This is a genomic window from Oceanihabitans sp. IOP_32 (assembly GCF_009498295.1).
In the GTDB taxonomy this organism is placed as follows: Bacteria; Bacteroidota; Bacteroidia; order Flavobacteriales; family Flavobacteriaceae; genus Wocania; species Wocania indica.
Window position 1 is genome coordinate 3,273,789 of the sequence record NZ_CP040813.1, and the last position, 16,758, is coordinate 3,290,546.

The window sequence follows — 16,758 nt, forward strand, 5'->3', positions numbered from 1 at the left end:
TTAATCCTTAAAGGGTCTTCGTGCTTCAAGAAATAAATAGCGCAAATCAAAAAGATTATTTATATTATTGCTAATTGTTGTAAATAAAATTAAAACTTTAACAGAGATCGAAACCTAATTTAAAACTTAATTTAAGAATGTATATCACGCAAACATTTAATATATTACACGACTGGTGGCGCTATTTAGCAGGGACTATTTTTATATTTTTTGCCTGGCAGTTTGTTGGGATGATACCTTTGGGTGTTGTCATAATAATTAAATCTTTTGGTACTAACCAAATGCCAACAGATATACCGCAAATGGCTGCTCTTATGGGTAATAATTTATTTTTGTTTTTACTACTATTGTCTTTTGCTGTGGGCTTAATAGGTTTGCTTTTAACCACCAAAAAATTGCATAATCAATCGTTTACACACTTAACCACATCTCGAAAACAAATAGATTGGAAACGCTTTTGGTTTGTTTTCTTTCTTTGGGGTGGTATTACCAGTAGTCTTGTGTTGATCGATTATTTTTTCTTTAATCCAGAAGACTATGTCTTTAATTTTAAATTACAGTCCTTTTTAATCTTATGTGTTATTGCTATTTTATTCGTTCCACTTCAAACCAGTTTTGAAGAATATTTGTTTCGTGGGTATTTGATGCAGGGTTTTGGGGTGATTTTTAAAAACAGATTAGCAGCATTAGTAATTACATCTATAGGTTTTGGCATGATGCATATTGCAAATCCAGAAGTTCAAAAATTGGGTTATGTTATTATGGTGTATTATATTGGCACGGGTTTGTTTTTGGGGATTATAACACTAATGGACGAAGGTTTAGAATTGGCTTTAGGTTTTCATGCCGCCAATAATTTGTTTGCTGCCTTATTGGTTACTGCCGATTGGACAGCATTTCAAACAGATTCCATTTTAAAAGATATTGGTGATCCGCAGGAAATGGCCTTATCGGAGATTTTTGTTCCTGTTTTTGTTATTTTTCCGATACTGCTTTTTGTTTTGTCAAGAAAATACCATTGGACCAATTGGAAGGACAAGTTAATGGGGGCTGTTGTTGCACCAGTAAACAACGATATTAATAAAGATTGAAGAGATAATTTGTAAATGATAAATAGTTATAATAAAACACACTCGGAGTTTAGGCTTAATGGGACGCATTATGCTCAAGAGGACCTGGCAGAACTGGCCTATACCTTTATTAAAGAAGGTCGTAAATTCGAGCAAGATATTGGTGAATTTCTTTTAGATTGGATAGATGATACTGATTTTATTATTGTGCACACTTCGGGATCAACAGGACAACCAAAAGCTATAAAGATTAAAAAACAAGCCATGGTTAATTCTGCCATAGCAACTGGAAATTTTTTCAATTTAAAGCCAGGGAGCACGGCCTTACATGGTCTGCCAACACAATTTATTGCGGGTAAAATGATGATGGTTAGAGCGCTAGTTTTAGGGTTAAAACTAGATTGTATTGCGCCAAAATCTGTTCTCCATTTTAATCATAAAAAAAACTATGCTTTTTGTGCTATGGTACCACTACAGCTTGAAAATAGTTTAAATCACATTAATAATATACAACACTTAATTATTGGTGGTGCGCCAGTCTCAGAGCGCTTAAAATCTGACGTTCAAAACTTAAAGACGAACATTTACGAAACTTATGGAATGACCGAAACAGTAACTCATATCGCGGTTAAAAAATTAAACAGTACTCCCTTTTCAGGCCAGAAAAGAGGAGAGCCTTATTTTAAAACACTGCCTAATATTTCGATTTCACAGGACGAGCGCGATTGTTTGGTTATTGATGCCGTGCAACTATCGGAGACTAAAATAATAACCAACGATGTGGTGAAACTACACGCTAAAGATGCATTTGAGTGGTTGGGACGTTACGATAATATTATAAATTCTGGAGGTGTAAAATTAGCACCAGAACAAATAGAGGCTAAAATCCAAGGCAAAATTCAAGGACGTTTTTTTATCGCTTCAGAAACACACAGCACTTTGGGAGAACAGCTTATTTTAGTGCTTGAAAACAAATCAAATGACATAGATTCGGCGGTGTTTTCAGAATTGGAAAAATTTGAAAAACCTAAAAAAATTTATAATGTCATTACCTTTATTGAAACGAAATCAGGCAAAATTAATCGCAAAGAAACGCTAAAAACTATAAATCCTTAAAACAATTGTAACATTACCATTAATTATTCTACTAATAAATAAAACCTTAAAATATGAACTTTATTAAACGTGTACTTTCCACCGTTACTGGAATTTTTGTTTTCCTATTTATTTGTTTCGGACTCATTGTTGTAATCGGCCTAATAGCTGGTTCTTCCACCGATCAAAAAGTTATGGTTAGAGATAACTCTATACTCGACCTAAAATTAGACTTTCCCATAAAAGATTATGCAGGAAATACAGTTTTTAAGCAATATAGCTTTATGAACGAAAATAGAAAAGACGGGCTATTTAATATTATCGATGCTATAAAATATGCGGCTACCGACGAGAAGATAAAAGGTATTTCTATAGACAATAACTTAATTCAAGCTGGGTTTTCTCAAACCAAAGCGATTAGAGATGCTCTTTTAGAGTTTAAAAAATCTGATAAATTTATAGTCGCTTATGCCGATGTGTATTCTCAAAAAGACTACTATCTAAGCTCTGTTGCCGACACTATTTATATGAATCCTGCTGGTATGATGGAGTTTAATGGTTTGTCTACCGAGTTGTTGTACTACAAAGATTTCCAAGATCAAACAGGTCTTAAAATGGAAGTGATTCGTTTGGGTAAATATAAAAGTGCTGTAGAACCTTTTCTAGAAAATGAAATGAGTGAGAACAACCGCGAACAAATTGAAGGCTATTTAAACGGCATTTGGAGCGTAGTAAAAAACGACATTGCAGAAAGTAGAAATTTAACCACCGATAGGTTAGACGCTATTGCCGACGATATGCTTTCTAGAACGCCAAGCTTGGCAAAATCTACGAAAATGATCGATAAGATTGCTTATTATGATGAATATGAAAAAGCCATAAAACAGGCTATAAATGTTGAGGATTCAAAAAAAATAAACACCATATCGATTAAAGATTACGCGCTGCATACAGCCAATAAACTAAAAACAAATACCAGTACAAATAGAATTGCTGTTATTTATGCTGAAGGCGAAATTATTTACGGTGAAGGTGACGCTCAATATGTAGGGCAAGGTGCCGTAAATCGCTCGCTAAAAGAGGCTAGAGAAGACGATCGGGTAAAAGCAGTTGTTATTCGTGTTAACTCTCCTGGTGGAAGCGCATTGGCAAGCGAATTAATTTGGCGTGAAATAGAACTTACCAAGACAGTTAAACCTGTAATTGTGTCTATGGGAGACCTTGCAGCTTCTGGAGGATATTATATTGCTTGTAATGCCGATAAAATTATAGCAGAACCAACCACTATTACAGGTAGTATTGGCGTTTTTGGCATGTTGCCCAATGTAAAAGGGCTAGCTGATAAATGGGGGATTAATGCCGAGCAAGTATCAACCAATAAGAATTCGATTATTTACAGTGTTTTTGAACCAATGAGTGATGCTCAAGAAATGTTCATCAAAGGAAGTATTAACGATATTTACGAGCTTTTCACACACCGCGTTGCAGAAGGTCGAGGAATGACTCAAGACAATGTTAAGGCCATTGCAGAGGGTCGTGTTTGGACAGGTGTCGATGCTTTAAATAATGGGTTAGTAGATGCCCTTGGCGGAATGGATCTCGCCTTAAAATATGCTGCCGAAGCGGCAGATATAGAAGATTATAAAATAAAAGAATTACCTGTTTTCGAGAAAGACCTTGAGAAAATATTACAAAGTTTTGGTTTGACTAAAGCTAGAGAAGACATACTAAAAGAAGAGTTAGGCGAGACTAATTATAAGATCATGCAAAAAATAAAATCGATGTCGAAAAAAGAAGGGATACAACTGCTATTTCCGTTTAGCACAGAGATTAAATAAGAAGTATTAGCAATAAGCTAAGTTGCTTTTATATATTTTAGTAAAAAACGGCCTCTGAGCCGTTTTTTACTTTTTTAAGGTATTATATTTTTATTAATACTGTCAAATTAACGTGTTAAATGCCTTGATAACGCCTTAAACTTAGCGAGCTGTTATCGATGGCGTAGTTTGCATATCATATTATAAAACCCAAAATTAACCCCATAAAAAAAGCCGTTTTCTGTAAAAAAAACGGCTTAAAATAATATTTAATAAAACTAATTATTAAGCTTTCTTATTAGCTGTAACGTTAATTTTAATTTCAATATCGTCGTTAATAAATTTATCACCTAAATTATCAAAAAACGATTTAGAACCGTATTTTACATTCCACTTAGAACGGTCTATAGTAAATGTTTCACTGGTTAAGGTTACGGTATCGTCTGTGTTTGTAATGGTTACAGGGAACGTAACATTGTTTTTAGTTTCTTTTAGAGTTAAATTTCCAGACAACATCATTTTACCTTCAGTTTCAGTTACTCCAGTAATTTCAAAAGCGGCAGTAGGGTGATTCTCAACATCAAAGAAATCGGCATTTTTTAAATGTCCAACAAGTTTGGCATTCCCTTCATCTTCTTCTGGGATATCTAAAACCTTAATAGAATTCATTTTAATTAAAAATGTACCACTATTTAACTTTCCATCTTTTAAATTAAGCACACCGTTTTCTATCAGTATAGTACCGTTGTGCGATCCTGTTGGTTTAAAACCTTTCCACTCAATAGTAGATGCAGCAACATCAGCTATGTATTTTTGCGATTCAGCTTCTGTTACAGCAACAGCTTCAGCCTCGCTAGTATTAGCTTCTTTTGCCTTGTCTTTACAGCTATTTAAACTAACCATTAATGCAGTAACTGTAAATAATGTAATCATACTTTTTTTCATATTTTTTTGTTTTAATGTTAAGATGCGAAAATAAGTAATTGATTAGTTTCTTTATGTGAAAATAATATTAAATTTTTACCGTGACATTTTGGCATTTTCACAATAATGGCAGTACTTTTGCAAACCATTGTCATTAAGCATTTAAATTTATTATAATCATGTCTAAGAAAGATAAAGAAAATATAAATAAGGAACAGGACGAGAATTTACAAACGGAAACCGAAACGGTTGAGATTGAAGAGCAAACGGTTGAAGAAAAACTCCAAGACGAATTAAAACAGGAAAAAGATAAGTTTTTACGTCTATTTGCAGAGTTTGAGAATTATAAGCGACGCACGGCGAAAGAGCGTATCGATTTATTCTCTACCGCGAGCGAAGAAGTGATGTTAAGTTTACTTCCTATTATAGATGATTTTGAGCGCGCTTTATCGCATATAGAAGAACACAAAGAAGCCGAAAGCTTAAAAGAAGGCGTTCTTTTAATTTATCAAAAATTCATTAAAACACTAGAGCAAAAAGGTTTAAAATTAATCGAGATTGCCAAAGGTGATGAGTTTAATGCCGATGTCCATGAAGCTATCACTCAAATAGCTGCACCATCAGACGACCTTAAAGGAAAAATTATCGACGTGGTAGAGAAGGGTTATAAATTAGGTGAAAAAATAATACGTTTTCCTAAAGTAGTAATCGGACAATAAATACTATTAATTTAAAAACGTCTTTTATCTTCAAGAAAAAAGATTTTATAATACAATATGGCTAAAAGAGACTATTACGAAATATTAAAAATTAGCAGAAGTGCTAGTGCAGCCGAAATTAAAAAGGCATACCGTAAAAAAGCTATTAAATATCATCCAGATAAAAATCCGAATGATAAAGAAGCCGAAGCAAAATTTAAAGAAGCAGCCGAGGCATATGAGATTTTAAGTAATCCTGACAAAAAAGCCAGATACGACCAATTTGGTCATCAAGCCTTCGAGAATGGCGGCGGCGGTGGCTTTGGAGGTGGCATGAATATGGACGACATATTTAGTCAATTTGGAGACATTTTTGGCGGTGGCTTTGGTGGTGGCTTTGGCGGCTTTGGCGGTGGCGGTCAACGACGAGTAAAAGGTAGTAATCTGCGTATTCGCGTTAAACTTACGCTCGAAGAAATCGCTAACGGTGTTGAGAAGAAAATAAAGGTAAAACGTAAGGTTCAGGCTTCTGGTACTACCTACAAAACTTGTTCTACATGTCATGGAAATGGTCAAGTTACACGTATTACAAATACCATATTAGGGCGTATGCAAACGGCGGCCCAATGTAATGTTTGTAGTGGTACAGGACAAATTATAGATAAGAAACCTGCAGATGCCGATGCCCAAGGCTTGAAAATTACCGAAGAAACGGTATCTATCAAAATTCCTGCTGGTGTTGTAGATGGCATGCAACTTAAAGTGTCTGGAAAAGGTAATGATGCCCCAGGAAATGGCGTTTCTGGAGATTTGTTGGTTGCCATAGAAGAAGAAGATCACGATACCTTGCAGCGTGAAGGCGATAATTTACACTACGATTTGTATGTAAGTTACCCAGATGCGGTTTTAGGCACATCAAAAGAAATAGATACGGTTACTGGTAAAGTACGCATTAAAGTAGAGGCTGGTGTGCAGTCGGGTAAAATTTTACGCTTACGCGGAAAAGGAATCCCTAGCATTAATGGTTACGGTAAAGGAGATTTACTAGTACATGTAAATGTTTGGACACCAAAAACACTTAGTAAGCAACAACGAGAATTTTTTGAAAGCATGAGAGAAGACGAGCATTTTTCTCCAAAACCAGAAAGTTCTGATAAATCATTTTTTGAAAAAGTAAAAGATATGTTTTCTTAATTATTAAAAAAATAAAGGGCTCTAATAGTTTTGTTTACAAAAAAAAACTATATTTGAGCTATCACTAATTTTTTTAGTGGTATTTTCTTTTTCATAGCAATTTTTTTTCCCATCCTTATTTTTTTTAAGGGTGGGTTTTGTTTTTAATAAACTATCTAATTAGGCACATTCAGAATTTAACCCATGATGAATGTTATCGATAAAAAAAATCCAAGATTTAATTCATTTTTAAGTCTTGGGTTTTCTTTTTTAAGTTTTTGGGTCAAAAATTATATTTTTATTACCGACAAGGCATACTTATCCCATGATGTTTTAACTCTTAAATTTATGCGGCCATCTGGTTTAGATTATTTTGTATTCTCCTACCTATTTCCAGAGCATTGGCGGTATGTATACCAAAGAAGATCCATAGTTTTTCAGTAGCTTTCGTCTTGGCTTTTATTTTTTTGAGATGATAGTGCTCTTTTTCATTTCCAAAACTACCTTCTAGCCTAGTAGCTCGCTCTTTAGCAATTAATGCTTTGAGTTTTTTTTCTTGCTGATAGTTTTTAGGAAGCTTGCCTTTACGCTTGAAGTCCGTCTTGATATTGTTCTTGGTAACAAATTTGCGGTTCATATTGGTGGCATAAATAGCATCGGCTCCTACTATTTTTGTTTTTATTTTTGTAAGCGATTGTGCTTTGTAAATGGTTTTCTTTAATCTTGTACCTTCATTAAAAGCATTGAAATTTAAATGCTCTATAAAGCTGATACCGTCTATTTGCAGCTTGTTTACTTTGGCTCCGAACTCAACAGATTTTACTTCTTTTCCTCTCACTATTGGTCTAAGGTAACTTTTCGCAATACTTACTATTCTGTTTTTTGGTGATACGCCTGTTTCAAAGTATTGCTGTTGCTGCGCATATACTTTTTTGATAGTAGCGACTCTTCTAAAATAAGCTACACGACATTCAAGTTTATAAGAAGTGCGAAGCTCTTTTTCAAAGCCTATAAGCTTATTTAATAGGTGTAATAACGCCCTGGTAAGTGGCTTTCTTTTCTTGTTGGTTTTTCTGCGCATTTTACTAAATCCAAAATAGCGCTTTTTCCATTTTATATACTTGGTGCGCATCATTTTTAAACCTAAAACCTTACAGATTTTTTTTAGCTGCCTATACAACCAATCTACAGCTTCCCATAGGAGCTTTTGAGGCGTGGGATAACGGAGCTCGCTCTCATAGCAGGTGGCATCAACTGTGATTTGATTTTTATTTTCTATATGGGGTCGCCAATGTTTATAAAGTGACTTTTCTAATGCGTCAATCTTGAGTTTTTCTGCCAGTTCACAGCGTATTTGACTAACTATTTTAAAATTCGTAATCCTAGAAAACCCTAAATGAATATCACAAAAAAATTGGTAATCAATATTACTATTGAGCTGTTCTATCAGCTTCCTATCAGAACTGCATGTGTAATGCTTTAAAAACATCAGTGCGATTCTTCCCTTGGGGCTAAAGATCATTTTTGAACCAAATGCTTTTTCTTTAATCTGAAAAGCTTCGACTAAAGATTTCCAGGGAATAGCTAAGTAAATCTTCCCTAGGTCACTCTTTAAAAAACGGGTATAAAACGCATCAAAATTTTCAGTAGCAGATAAAAATGAAAATTCGTGCTGTAATTCACTAATTCTTTGTATTTTCATGATTGTAGATAAAAGAAAACCCCGTTTTTGGCTCTTAATGGCCTTTTTCGGGGTTTTTATTTACTTCAATTTACGAAAAAAATATCGGTTTTACTAAGGTTTTAACGTTTTATGAATGCGCCTAATTAAAGAATTGACAACGCAGTAATCTTAGCGCTACCAGTAACTTATCATATTTTTTTTTACTTGAAGATAAAAACCATATTGAATTTCATTAATGTCCCATTAAAAATATTTTGATGCTATCAATCTTTTTAAAATAAAGAACTTTGCATATTTTTTTAAATGCTACCTGGCTCATTTAAAACAATTATTAAAATTTAACGAAGATAATTTCTTAATTAAAGAACCTCTGTTAATCAGCTAGTTAGAATCACAAATCTTTGTTCTTAATCCTCTTAGCGAAGCGGTCTTGGAATGTCTAGTTTTGTTGGTACGTTTTTAAGTGAATAAATTAACTTAGCAAAATGGGTAGAATAGTTTATGATCAAAGTTTTAAAAAAACCTTAGTAGAATTGTTAAATTCAGGTAAATCTGTAAAGGATCTCACGAAAGAGTTTGGGGTTAGTCAAGCTTCCATCCATAGATGGGACAAAGAGTTTAATACAACAACTTCACAAGATAACAGCCAATCAGAAATGCTTAAAATTAAGGCCTTAGAAAAGGAATTAAAGGATGTAAAGTTAGAGCGTGATATATTAAAAAAGGCGGTAAGCATCTTTTCCAAGAGCGACAAGTAATATACCGGTTTATTAAACTTAATACTGGTCTATTTCCTGTTGAAAAGATGTGTAAGTGCATGAGAGTTAGTAAAAATAGCTATTACACTTGGCTACGTGTTGGACAATATAAAGGTCAGAAAAGTTCTGTTTCTCATTTAAAATCAAGGGTTATAGCTATTTTTAACGATAGCAAACAAATTTATGGCAGTTTACGTATCCAAAAATCATTGGAACGTGAGGGCATTGTTTACTCAAGGTCCTATATCGCTTTAATTATGAAATCACTGGGTTTAAGGAGCGTACTAAGCAAAAAGTTTAGAGTTTGTACAACCGACTCTAATCATACTTTTGCTCTAGCAGACAATATGCTAAACAGAAACTTTAAAAGCACAAAGTTAGGCGAAAAATGGGTTTCAGACATTACCTACATAAAAGTTGGTGGTCAATGGAATTACCTTACAACTATTTTAGATTTAGCAGATAGAAAAATAGTATCCTGGGTATTGACTGAAAATATGGATACTGAAAACACCGTTTACAAAGCTTGGTTACAAGCTAGAAAGAATAGGGATATAACTAACAATCATATTTTTCATTCCGATAGAGGCGTACAATATGCGTCGAATAAAATGACCAGCGTTTTAAACTCTAGTAAGAAAATAACGCAAAGTATGAGCAGGAAAGGGAACTGCTGGGATAACGCTGTTGCAGAGAGCCTATTTAAAACAATAAAATACGAATGTACAAATAGATATGTTTTCAATTACTATTTAGACGCTTACAAAGTTATTGAACAGTACATTAAATGGTATAATTGTAAAAGACTTCATTCCGCTTTAGACTATAAATCTCCAATGGAAATGGAAGCAGAATTAATAATGAAAAACAATAAAAATGTAGCTTAAAAAATAGTACCAAATTTATTAGGTAGTCCAGTCTTATATCTTTTATCGAACATTAATGATTGAGTTTTAATTTCTTTTTTTAGTAAATACGCCATCTTAGCTCTAACATTTAATATATTTACCGTACATATATTAAATATTAAATATTTTTAAATGGATAATCTACTAGTGGCTCATGGAGTCTCTAAAAGTTTTGGTAAATTCAAAGCCTTAAACAATGTTTCTATAGAGGTGCCAAAAGGTAGTATTTTCGGACTATTAGGACCTAACGGCGCCGGAAAAACAACCCTAATACGTATCATAAATCAAATCACCATGCCAGATACGGGTAGCGTACACTTAGATGGTGAATCTTTAAAACAACATCATGTTAAAGATATTGGTTATTTACCAGAAGAGCGAGGGTTATACAAATCTATGAAGGTAGGGGAACAAGCGCTTTATTTGGCTCAATTAAAAGGATTGAGTAAAGCTGAAGCTAGAATACGATTAAAATACTGGTTTGAGCGTTTAGAAATTGGCGATTGGTGGAATAAAAAAATTCAAGAATTATCTAAAGGTATGGCGCAAAAAATACAGTTCGTGGTTACCGTATTACACGAGCCTAAATTGTTAATTTTCGACGAGCCTTTTTCGGGTTTCGATCCCATAAATGCCAATTTAATTAAAGATGAAATTTTACGTTTAAGAGACAACGGTGCCACCATAATTTTCTCAACCCACCGCATGGAATCTGTAGAGGAGTTATGTGATGACATTGCCTTACTACACAAGTCTAATAAAATATTAGAGGGTAAATTAATAGACATAAAACGCCAATATAAAACTAATACGTTCGAGATTGGTATTAAAACAGAAGATAATAAAATCTTACAACAAGAATTATCAGAAAAATACAAGGTCTCTAAAGCTAATTTTAAAACTTTAGATAACGAGTTAAAACTAAATATACAGCTTAATCCGGGCGATAAATCAAACGATTTTTTAAATTATTTAATATCTAAGGGCGAAGTGTCTCATTTTTTAGAATTAATACCAAGTGTTAACGATATCTTTATTCAAACCGTAAAGAATAATTAATTTTTATGAATCATTTACCTCTAATAATAAAACGCGAATATTTAACAAAAGTTAAAAACAAGTCATTTATAGTCATGACTTTTTTGAGTCCGATTATTATGATCGTGCTTATCTCGGTTGTGGCCTATTTGTCGCAGTTAAACAACAACAAAACTCGAGTTATTTCTGTTTTAGACGACTCTGAAATGGTAAAGGATGTTTTTGTAAACACAGAAAACACTACCTATCATATTTTAGAAAACATGGCTTTAAACGATGCTAAGACCATGGTTAAAGCATCTTCTAATTACGGTTTATTACATATTGAGAATTTTAATGATTTTGATGAGTTATCCAAAGGGATTAAGTTTTATTCTGAAGAATCTCCGTCCTTATCCTTAATTTCGGCCTTAGAATCTAAAATTGAAAAAAAATTAACCAATCTAAAATTACAACAAAATGGTGTAGATTTAGAAATGATAGAAGCCTCAAAAATTAATGTAAATTTAGCTCAAGAAAGTTTTGAGGGGAAAAAAACTTCAAAAATTGATAGTTTAATCAAACTGTTTTTTGGTTTAGCCGCTGGCTATTTGTTGTTTATGTTTATTATAATTTATGGCAACATGATTATGCGGAGCGTAATTGAAGAGAAAACAAGTAGAATAATAGAAGTCATTATATCGTCTGTAAAACCCATACAATTAATGCTGGGAAAAATAATAGGAACCTCTTTGGCGGGTATAACCCAATTTGTAATTTGGGTAGTTCTATTAGCCTTGCTTATGCCAATTGTGTCTTTAATATTGGGCGTAGACGTATCTGAATCTTCGGCCTCTCAAAAGGAATTAATGGAATTGGCGGCCAACGATTCTAGCGCAACATTTTATTTCGAGTCCTTTAAAAATGCTCTAGAGAATTTGCCAATAATCAATCTGGTTGTTGCATTTCTATTGTTTTTTATTGGTGGGTATTTATTATATAGTTCGTTGTATGCCGCTATAGGAGCAGCTGTAGACAACGAAACCGATACGCAGCAATTCATGTTGCCTATTTTAATGCCTTTAATGCTGGCTGTTTACATAGGTTTTTTCACGGTTATTGAAGACCCTCACGGTACCGTATCTACCGTATTTTCTTTTATTCCATTTACCTCACCTGTAGTTATGCTCATGCGAATCCCCTTTGGCGTGCCTTTATGGCAGCAGTTAGTATCTTTGTTGCTATTACTGGGTACTTTTATGCTAACGGTTTGGTTTGCCGCCAAAATTTATAGGGTTGGTATTTTAATGTATGGAAAAAAGCCGAGTTATAAAGAATTAATAAAATGGATTAAGTATTAATTAAATGCAAGATCAAGAAAAAAGTAAGATAGAAAAGGAAGTCGAATCTATAGGTGAAGTTATTTCCGAAAGCACCATATGGGAGAAAATTGTAGAATTTTTAGAGTTTAAAATCATCAATTTCACTTATGGTAGTGGTGAAGACGCCCAAACTATAATATTACGGGTTAAATACATTTTATTAGTAGCTTTAGTGTTAATAGCCACAACTTACATTTTAAGATGGATAAAAAGCTTATTAACAAAAAAAATGCCTGCGCGAGATAAGGCAAAATTTAATACTGTTTTTTCTTTTGCAAGATGGCTTATTTACGTGGTTGTTATACTGGTGGTTTTCGACTCTATTGGCATTAGGGTTACGGCACTTTTTGCCGCTTCAGCAGCACTATTAATTGGTGTTGGTTTAGCATTACAAACCTTATTTCAAGACATTATTTCCGGTATTTTTATACTTGTAGACCAATCGGTACAAGTTGGCGATATTATAGAGCTTGAAGGCAGAGTGGGCCGTGTTGAAGAAATAAAGTTGCGCACTACACGTGCTGTTACTATAGACAACAAGGTATTAATCATTCCAAATCATTTGTATTTAGCAAACAGTTTATACAATTGGACACAAAATGGTAGAACCACGAGAGAGTCTGTAAATGTGGGCGTAGCTTACGGAAGTGACATCCACTTAGTTAAAAAACTTTTATTGCAAGCAGCGAGCTCACATCCAGAGATTTTAAGCGAGCCAGAACCCCGAGTTGTCTTTACAGATTTTGGAGATAGTTCGCTAAACTTTAAAGTTGTGTTTACACTTAATGATGGATTTTTAGCACAGTATCCTAAAAGTGATATCCGATTTGAAATCGATAGACTGTTTAAAGAAAACAATATTTCCATCCCTTTTCCACAACGCGATATACATATTATTAAAAGTAACAAAGAATTATAAATTAGAGAAGATATAGAGTATGCCAAAAATATTAATAATTGAAGATGAAGCCGCTATAAGAAGAGTTTTAGTTAAAATTCTTTCTGAAGAAAATGAGGGCTATCAAGTAGAAGAAGCAGAGAACGGTTTAGTTGGTATAGAAAAAATAAAAAATGAAGATTTCGACTTAATTTTGTGCGATATAAAAATGCCAAAAATGGATGGTGTTGAAGTTTTAGAAGCCGTTAAAAAAATAAAACCAGAAATACCTATGGTTATGATTTCTGGACATGGCGATTTAGACACTGCTGTAAATACCATGCGCTTAGGAGCCTTCGATTATATTTCTAAACCACCAGATTTAAATAGATTACTTAATACTGTTAGAAATGCTTTAGATAGAAAAGAACTTGTTGTTGAAAATAAATTACTTAAAAAGAAAGTCGGTAAAAATTTTCAAATGATTGGGGAAAGCGCGCCTATATCACACATTAAAGATATTATTGAAAAAGTGGCACCAACCGATGCACGCGTACTCATTACAGGACCTAACGGAACGGGAAAAGAACTTGTAGCACATTGGTTACATCAAAAAAGTGAGCGCTCAAAAGGGCCTATGATTGAGGTAAACTGTGCGGCGATACCTAGTGAGCTTATTGAAAGTGAATTGTTTGGACATGTGAAAGGCGCTTTTACAAGTGCAAATAAAGACCGCGCTGGTAAATTTGAAGCGGCCAATGGTGGCACCATTTTTTTAGACGAGGTAGGAGATATGAGTTTATCTGCGCAAGCTAAAGTATTGCGAGCCCTTCAAGAAAGTCGCATTCAACGGGTTGGTAGCGACAAAGATATTAAGGTAAACGTGAGGGTAATTGCTGCAACCAATAAGGATTTAAAAAATGAAATAAAAGCGGGTCGATTTAGAGAAGACTTATATCACAGATTGGCTGTTATTTTAATACAAGTACCTGCTTTAAACGACAGAAGAGAAGATATTCCATTGCTTATCGATTATTTTTCTAACAAAATTGCCAACGAGCAAGGTATCGCTAAAAAGAGTTTTACTGATAAAGCAGTAAAATTACTTCAAGATTACGATTGGACTGGAAATATTAGGGAATTGCGAAATGTTATTGAGCGCCTAATTATACTTGGTGGAAATGAAGTAAGTGAAAGCGATGTGAAGATGTTTGCTAGCAAATAAAATAATGTCGATATAAAAGAAGTAAACCTGATAAGCGTATAGACTCAGCAGGTTTACTATTTTACACTATTATTGTTGGCATGCATCAAGTCGAGATAAATACGCCGTTGTTAAGGCTTTAAGCTGATCTAAATAATATTGTTTTATATCCTCACTACGTTTTTCAGATATATTTATAGTGCTTTCAATCGCTTCAAGGGGTATAACATCGCAACCGTACATTTTTAAGGTGTTATTATAGGTTTTAACATGAGTGTCTATGTCGGTTTTGTAAGAGATCATCAGCTGTTCTTTTTTAAGAGCCAAGGCTTTTTCTTCTTGTAGAGCTAATTTGTTTTTTATTGTGGCCGCTTTAAGCTTTAAAGCTTCTTGCTGTTTTCTTAAATCTTCTTGTTGTTTTTGTAAATCGGATAGTTCAGCTTTTTTGTTTGTTTCAGTATCTTCATAAGACGCGTTAGCATAAGCACACTTGTCAATTTCTATCACACTTTTTTTACTTAATTCTCGGGCGCGTTTTATAAAAAAACGACCATCTTCAAAGGTTTCAACAGGATCAACCTTAGCCAGCAATTCTATGCTTTTATTGCTTAGGTCTAATGCAGCTTCACAATCACAATTTTCTAATGCATTTATTGCTAGTTTAAAGGCTTCTAACGATCGGTTTGCATAATATTTTAAATGACTTATATTGTTAGAGTCATAAGATTCTTTAACGTGAGAATAAGCGTTTACAAGGTATGAATTGGCATCGTAACAATCGTTGTTATTCTGTCCGTAACTGTTTAGAGTAATTAAAAACCCTATTATAAGGTAAAATTGTTTCATAAGATTTGAGGTTAAGTAGGTGTATGTGATGCGAATATATTAAAAACTTGAAGTTTAAGAGTGTGGTTTGTCGAAAAAAATAAAATATCCCACCAACATCCAATATCTTTCGTAATCTTTCAATATGCTTTGACGATTCAATTACATTTTATATATTCAGGAGTTCGAACAATAAATACGATATCATTTGAAAACAATACATGTTGACGGTTTTAAAATCACATCTAAAATTAAATTAACCAATCTGCCAGCAGATTTTAATTTACAAGCCTCAAAAAAAGAAATAGAGAAAGCTTTAAAAAAATTAAGTAAAAAACTTAGTGCGCTACAAAACACGATGTATGCACATGATAAATACGGGGTTTTAGTTTGTATTCAAGGTATGGATACAGCAGGAAAAGACAGTTTAATACGTGAGGTTTTTAAAAATTTTAATGCTCGAGGTGTTGTCGCCCATAGTTTTAAAACACCCACAAGTTTAGAACTAGGTCACGACTACTTATGGCGGCATTACATCGCTTTACCTGAGCGCGGTAAATTTGCAATTTTCAATAGAACGCATTACGAGAATGTACTGGTAACACGTGTGCATCCCGAGTACATCTTAAACGAAAATATTCCAACAGTACTTAGTGTAGAAGATGTTGATGATGCTTTTTGGGAAAAGCGATTCGAGCAAATTAATAATTTTGAAAAGCATATTGCTGATAACGGCACCATTATCTTTAAGTTTTACTTAAACCTTACCAAAGAGGAACAAAAAAATAGACTGCTTCGAAGATTACATAAAAAAGAAAAACAATGGAAGTTTTCTCCTGGAGATTTGGACGAGCGAAAACTTTGGGACGACTATCAAGAGTGCTATGAAGATGCTATAAATAGAACATCAAAACCACATGCCCCATGGTATAATATTCCAGCTAATGACAAGCCAACGGCACGTTATATCGTCGCCAAAATTATATACGATACTTTAAGCCAGTATACAGATATTAAAGAGCCCGAATTAGACGACGAAGTAAAAGCGAATTTAGAAGATTATATTAAGCGATTAGAAAATGAATGATTTTTTCATGAATAATTATAACTTAAATAGCACTACGGTTCTGCTTATTTTTGGCTATTTTTGAAGTCTTAAGTTCTTATTCTAAAATATTAAGCCATAACATTTTTTTTTAAATAGTTAGCATATAATAGCTCATTCATAAATCATTATACCCCATAATAAACACCACTTTCTATTTCAAATTAGCTTGTGGCTTTTTAGAAATAGCATAAGGATACAATCACTCCAATTCTTTAGAA

Annotated in this window: 14 protein-coding genes; 11 read left to right on the forward strand and 3 right to left on the reverse strand. The window is 33.6% G+C overall.

Translation table 11 applies throughout. The annotated features are described in order from the left end of the window. The first annotated feature begins 137 nt into the window (after positions 1–137). Genes FEZ18_RS13720 through sppA form a run of 3 tightly spaced genes read left to right on the forward strand, consistent with a single transcriptional unit; the run spans position 138 to position 4,003 of the window. Complete coding sequence (locus FEZ18_RS13720) at positions 138–1,091, forward strand: CPBP family intramembrane glutamic endopeptidase (RefSeq protein WP_153268846.1); 954 nt, start codon at positions 138–140, stop codon at positions 1,089–1,091. A 15-nt stretch (positions 1,092–1,106) separates the two neighbouring features. Further along, positions 1,107–2,186 carry an AMP-binding protein gene (locus FEZ18_RS13725; RefSeq protein WP_153268847.1) on the forward strand — a complete coding sequence of 360 codons (1,080 nt, stop codon included), beginning with the start codon at positions 1,107–1,109 and terminating at the stop codon, positions 2,184–2,186. A gap of 53 nt (positions 2,187–2,239) precedes the next feature. After that, positions 2,240–4,003 (forward strand): signal peptide peptidase SppA, encoded by a 1,764-nt coding sequence (gene sppA, locus FEZ18_RS13730; RefSeq protein WP_153268848.1) that lies wholly within the window; start codon positions 2,240–2,242, stop codon positions 4,001–4,003. A gap of 264 nt (positions 4,004–4,267) precedes the next feature. Here sppA and FEZ18_RS13735 read toward each other — a convergent pair whose 3' ends face one another. Beyond that, positions 4,268–4,927, reverse strand: a complete 660-nt coding sequence (locus FEZ18_RS13735) for a YceI family protein (RefSeq protein ID WP_153268849.1) — start codon at positions 4,925–4,927, stop codon at positions 4,268–4,270. Between the two features lie 158 nt (positions 4,928–5,085). On the opposite strand from FEZ18_RS13735, the gene FEZ18_RS13740 reads away from it, so the two are divergent. Continuing rightward, positions 5,086–5,625, forward strand: a complete 540-nt coding sequence (locus tag FEZ18_RS13740) for a nucleotide exchange factor GrpE (protein WP_153268850.1) — start codon at positions 5,086–5,088, stop codon at positions 5,623–5,625. Positions 5,626–5,682: 57 nt separating this feature from the next. Beyond that, on the forward strand, positions 5,683–6,798 hold the full coding sequence (gene dnaJ / locus FEZ18_RS13745) for a molecular chaperone DnaJ (protein ID WP_153268851.1): 1,116 nt from the start codon (positions 5,683–5,685) through the stop codon (positions 6,796–6,798). 325 nt (positions 6,799–7,123) lie between these two features. Here dnaJ and FEZ18_RS13750 read toward each other — a convergent pair whose 3' ends face one another. Beyond that, entirely contained in the window at positions 7,124–8,479 is a 1,356-nt protein-coding gene (locus FEZ18_RS13750) for a transposase (RefSeq protein ID WP_153266853.1), read from the reverse strand. A gap of 467 nt (positions 8,480–8,946) precedes the next feature. Here FEZ18_RS13750 and FEZ18_RS13755 point away from each other — a divergent pair. The 5 genes from FEZ18_RS13755 (at position 8,947) to FEZ18_RS13775 (ending at position 14,628) form a co-directional block, all read left to right on the forward strand. Next, positions 8,947–10,106, forward strand: a protein-coding gene (locus FEZ18_RS13755; RefSeq protein ID WP_410505112.1) for an IS3 family transposase whose coding sequence is annotated in 2 segments (ribosomal slippage) — positions 8,947–9,178 and positions 9,178–10,106 — 1,161 coding nt in all. Because the reading frame shifts where the segments join, the coding sequence is not laid out codon by codon here. A gap of 153 nt (positions 10,107–10,259) precedes the next feature. Then, positions 10,260–11,186, forward strand: coding sequence for an ABC transporter ATP-binding protein (locus tag FEZ18_RS13760; protein ID WP_153268852.1), 927 nt, complete (start codon positions 10,260–10,262; stop codon positions 11,184–11,186). Positions 11,187–11,191: 5 nt separating this feature from the next. After that, complete coding sequence (locus tag FEZ18_RS13765; RefSeq protein WP_153268853.1) at positions 11,192–12,505, forward strand: ABC transporter permease; 1,314 nt, start codon at positions 11,192–11,194, stop codon at positions 12,503–12,505. A gap of 4 nt (positions 12,506–12,509) precedes the next feature. Further along, positions 12,510–13,445, forward strand: a complete 936-nt coding sequence (locus FEZ18_RS13770; RefSeq protein ID WP_153268854.1) for a mechanosensitive ion channel family protein — start codon at positions 12,510–12,512, stop codon at positions 13,443–13,445. 19 nt (positions 13,446–13,464) lie between these two features. Next, positions 13,465–14,628 carry a sigma-54-dependent transcriptional regulator gene (locus FEZ18_RS13775; RefSeq protein ID WP_153268855.1) on the forward strand — a complete coding sequence of 388 codons (1,164 nt, stop codon included), beginning with the start codon at positions 13,465–13,467 and terminating at the stop codon, positions 14,626–14,628. A gap of 69 nt (positions 14,629–14,697) precedes the next feature. On the opposite strand, the gene FEZ18_RS13780 is transcribed toward FEZ18_RS13775, so the two are convergent. Then, on the reverse strand, positions 14,698–15,453 hold the full coding sequence (locus FEZ18_RS13780) for a hypothetical protein (protein ID WP_153268856.1): 756 nt from the start codon (positions 15,451–15,453) through the stop codon (positions 14,698–14,700). A gap of 187 nt (positions 15,454–15,640) precedes the next feature. Between FEZ18_RS13780 and FEZ18_RS13785 the strand changes: the two genes are divergently transcribed. Then, a complete protein-coding gene (locus tag FEZ18_RS13785) occupies positions 15,641–16,519 on the forward strand; it encodes a PPK2 family polyphosphate kinase (RefSeq protein WP_153268857.1) in 879 nt (292 codons plus the stop codon). The last annotated feature ends 239 nt before the right edge of the window (positions 16,520–16,758 follow it).

What these genes read in the sequence shown, in the direction of transcription:
- FEZ18_RS13720 (WP_153268846.1), top strand. Translation starts at nt 138, where the DNA reads ATGTATATCACGCAAACATTTAATATATTACACGACTGGTGGCGCTAT.
- FEZ18_RS13725 (WP_153268847.1), top strand. Translation starts at nt 1,107, where the DNA reads ATGATAAATAGTTATAATAAAACACACTCGGAGTTTAGGCTTAATGGG.
- sppA (WP_153268848.1), top strand. Translation starts at nt 2,240, where the DNA reads ATGAACTTTATTAAACGTGTACTTTCCACCGTTACTGGAATTTTTGTT.
- FEZ18_RS13735 (WP_153268849.1), bottom strand. Translation starts at nt 4,927, where the DNA reads ATGAAAAAAAGTATGATTACATTATTTACAGTTACTGCATTAATGGTT.
- FEZ18_RS13740 (WP_153268850.1), top strand. Translation starts at nt 5,086, where the DNA reads ATGTCTAAGAAAGATAAAGAAAATATAAATAAGGAACAGGACGAGAAT.
- dnaJ (WP_153268851.1), top strand. Translation starts at nt 5,683, where the DNA reads ATGGCTAAAAGAGACTATTACGAAATATTAAAAATTAGCAGAAGTGCT.
- FEZ18_RS13750 (WP_153266853.1), bottom strand. Translation starts at nt 8,479, where the DNA reads ATGAAAATACAAAGAATTAGTGAATTACAGCACGAATTTTCATTTTTA.
- FEZ18_RS13760 (WP_153268852.1), top strand. Translation starts at nt 10,260, where the DNA reads ATGGATAATCTACTAGTGGCTCATGGAGTCTCTAAAAGTTTTGGTAAA.
- FEZ18_RS13765 (WP_153268853.1), top strand. Translation starts at nt 11,192, where the DNA reads ATGAATCATTTACCTCTAATAATAAAACGCGAATATTTAACAAAAGTT.
- FEZ18_RS13770 (WP_153268854.1), top strand. Translation starts at nt 12,510, where the DNA reads ATGCAAGATCAAGAAAAAAGTAAGATAGAAAAGGAAGTCGAATCTATA.
- FEZ18_RS13775 (WP_153268855.1), top strand. Translation starts at nt 13,465, where the DNA reads ATGCCAAAAATATTAATAATTGAAGATGAAGCCGCTATAAGAAGAGTT.
- FEZ18_RS13780 (WP_153268856.1), bottom strand. Translation starts at nt 15,453, where the DNA reads ATGAAACAATTTTACCTTATAATAGGGTTTTTAATTACTCTAAACAGT.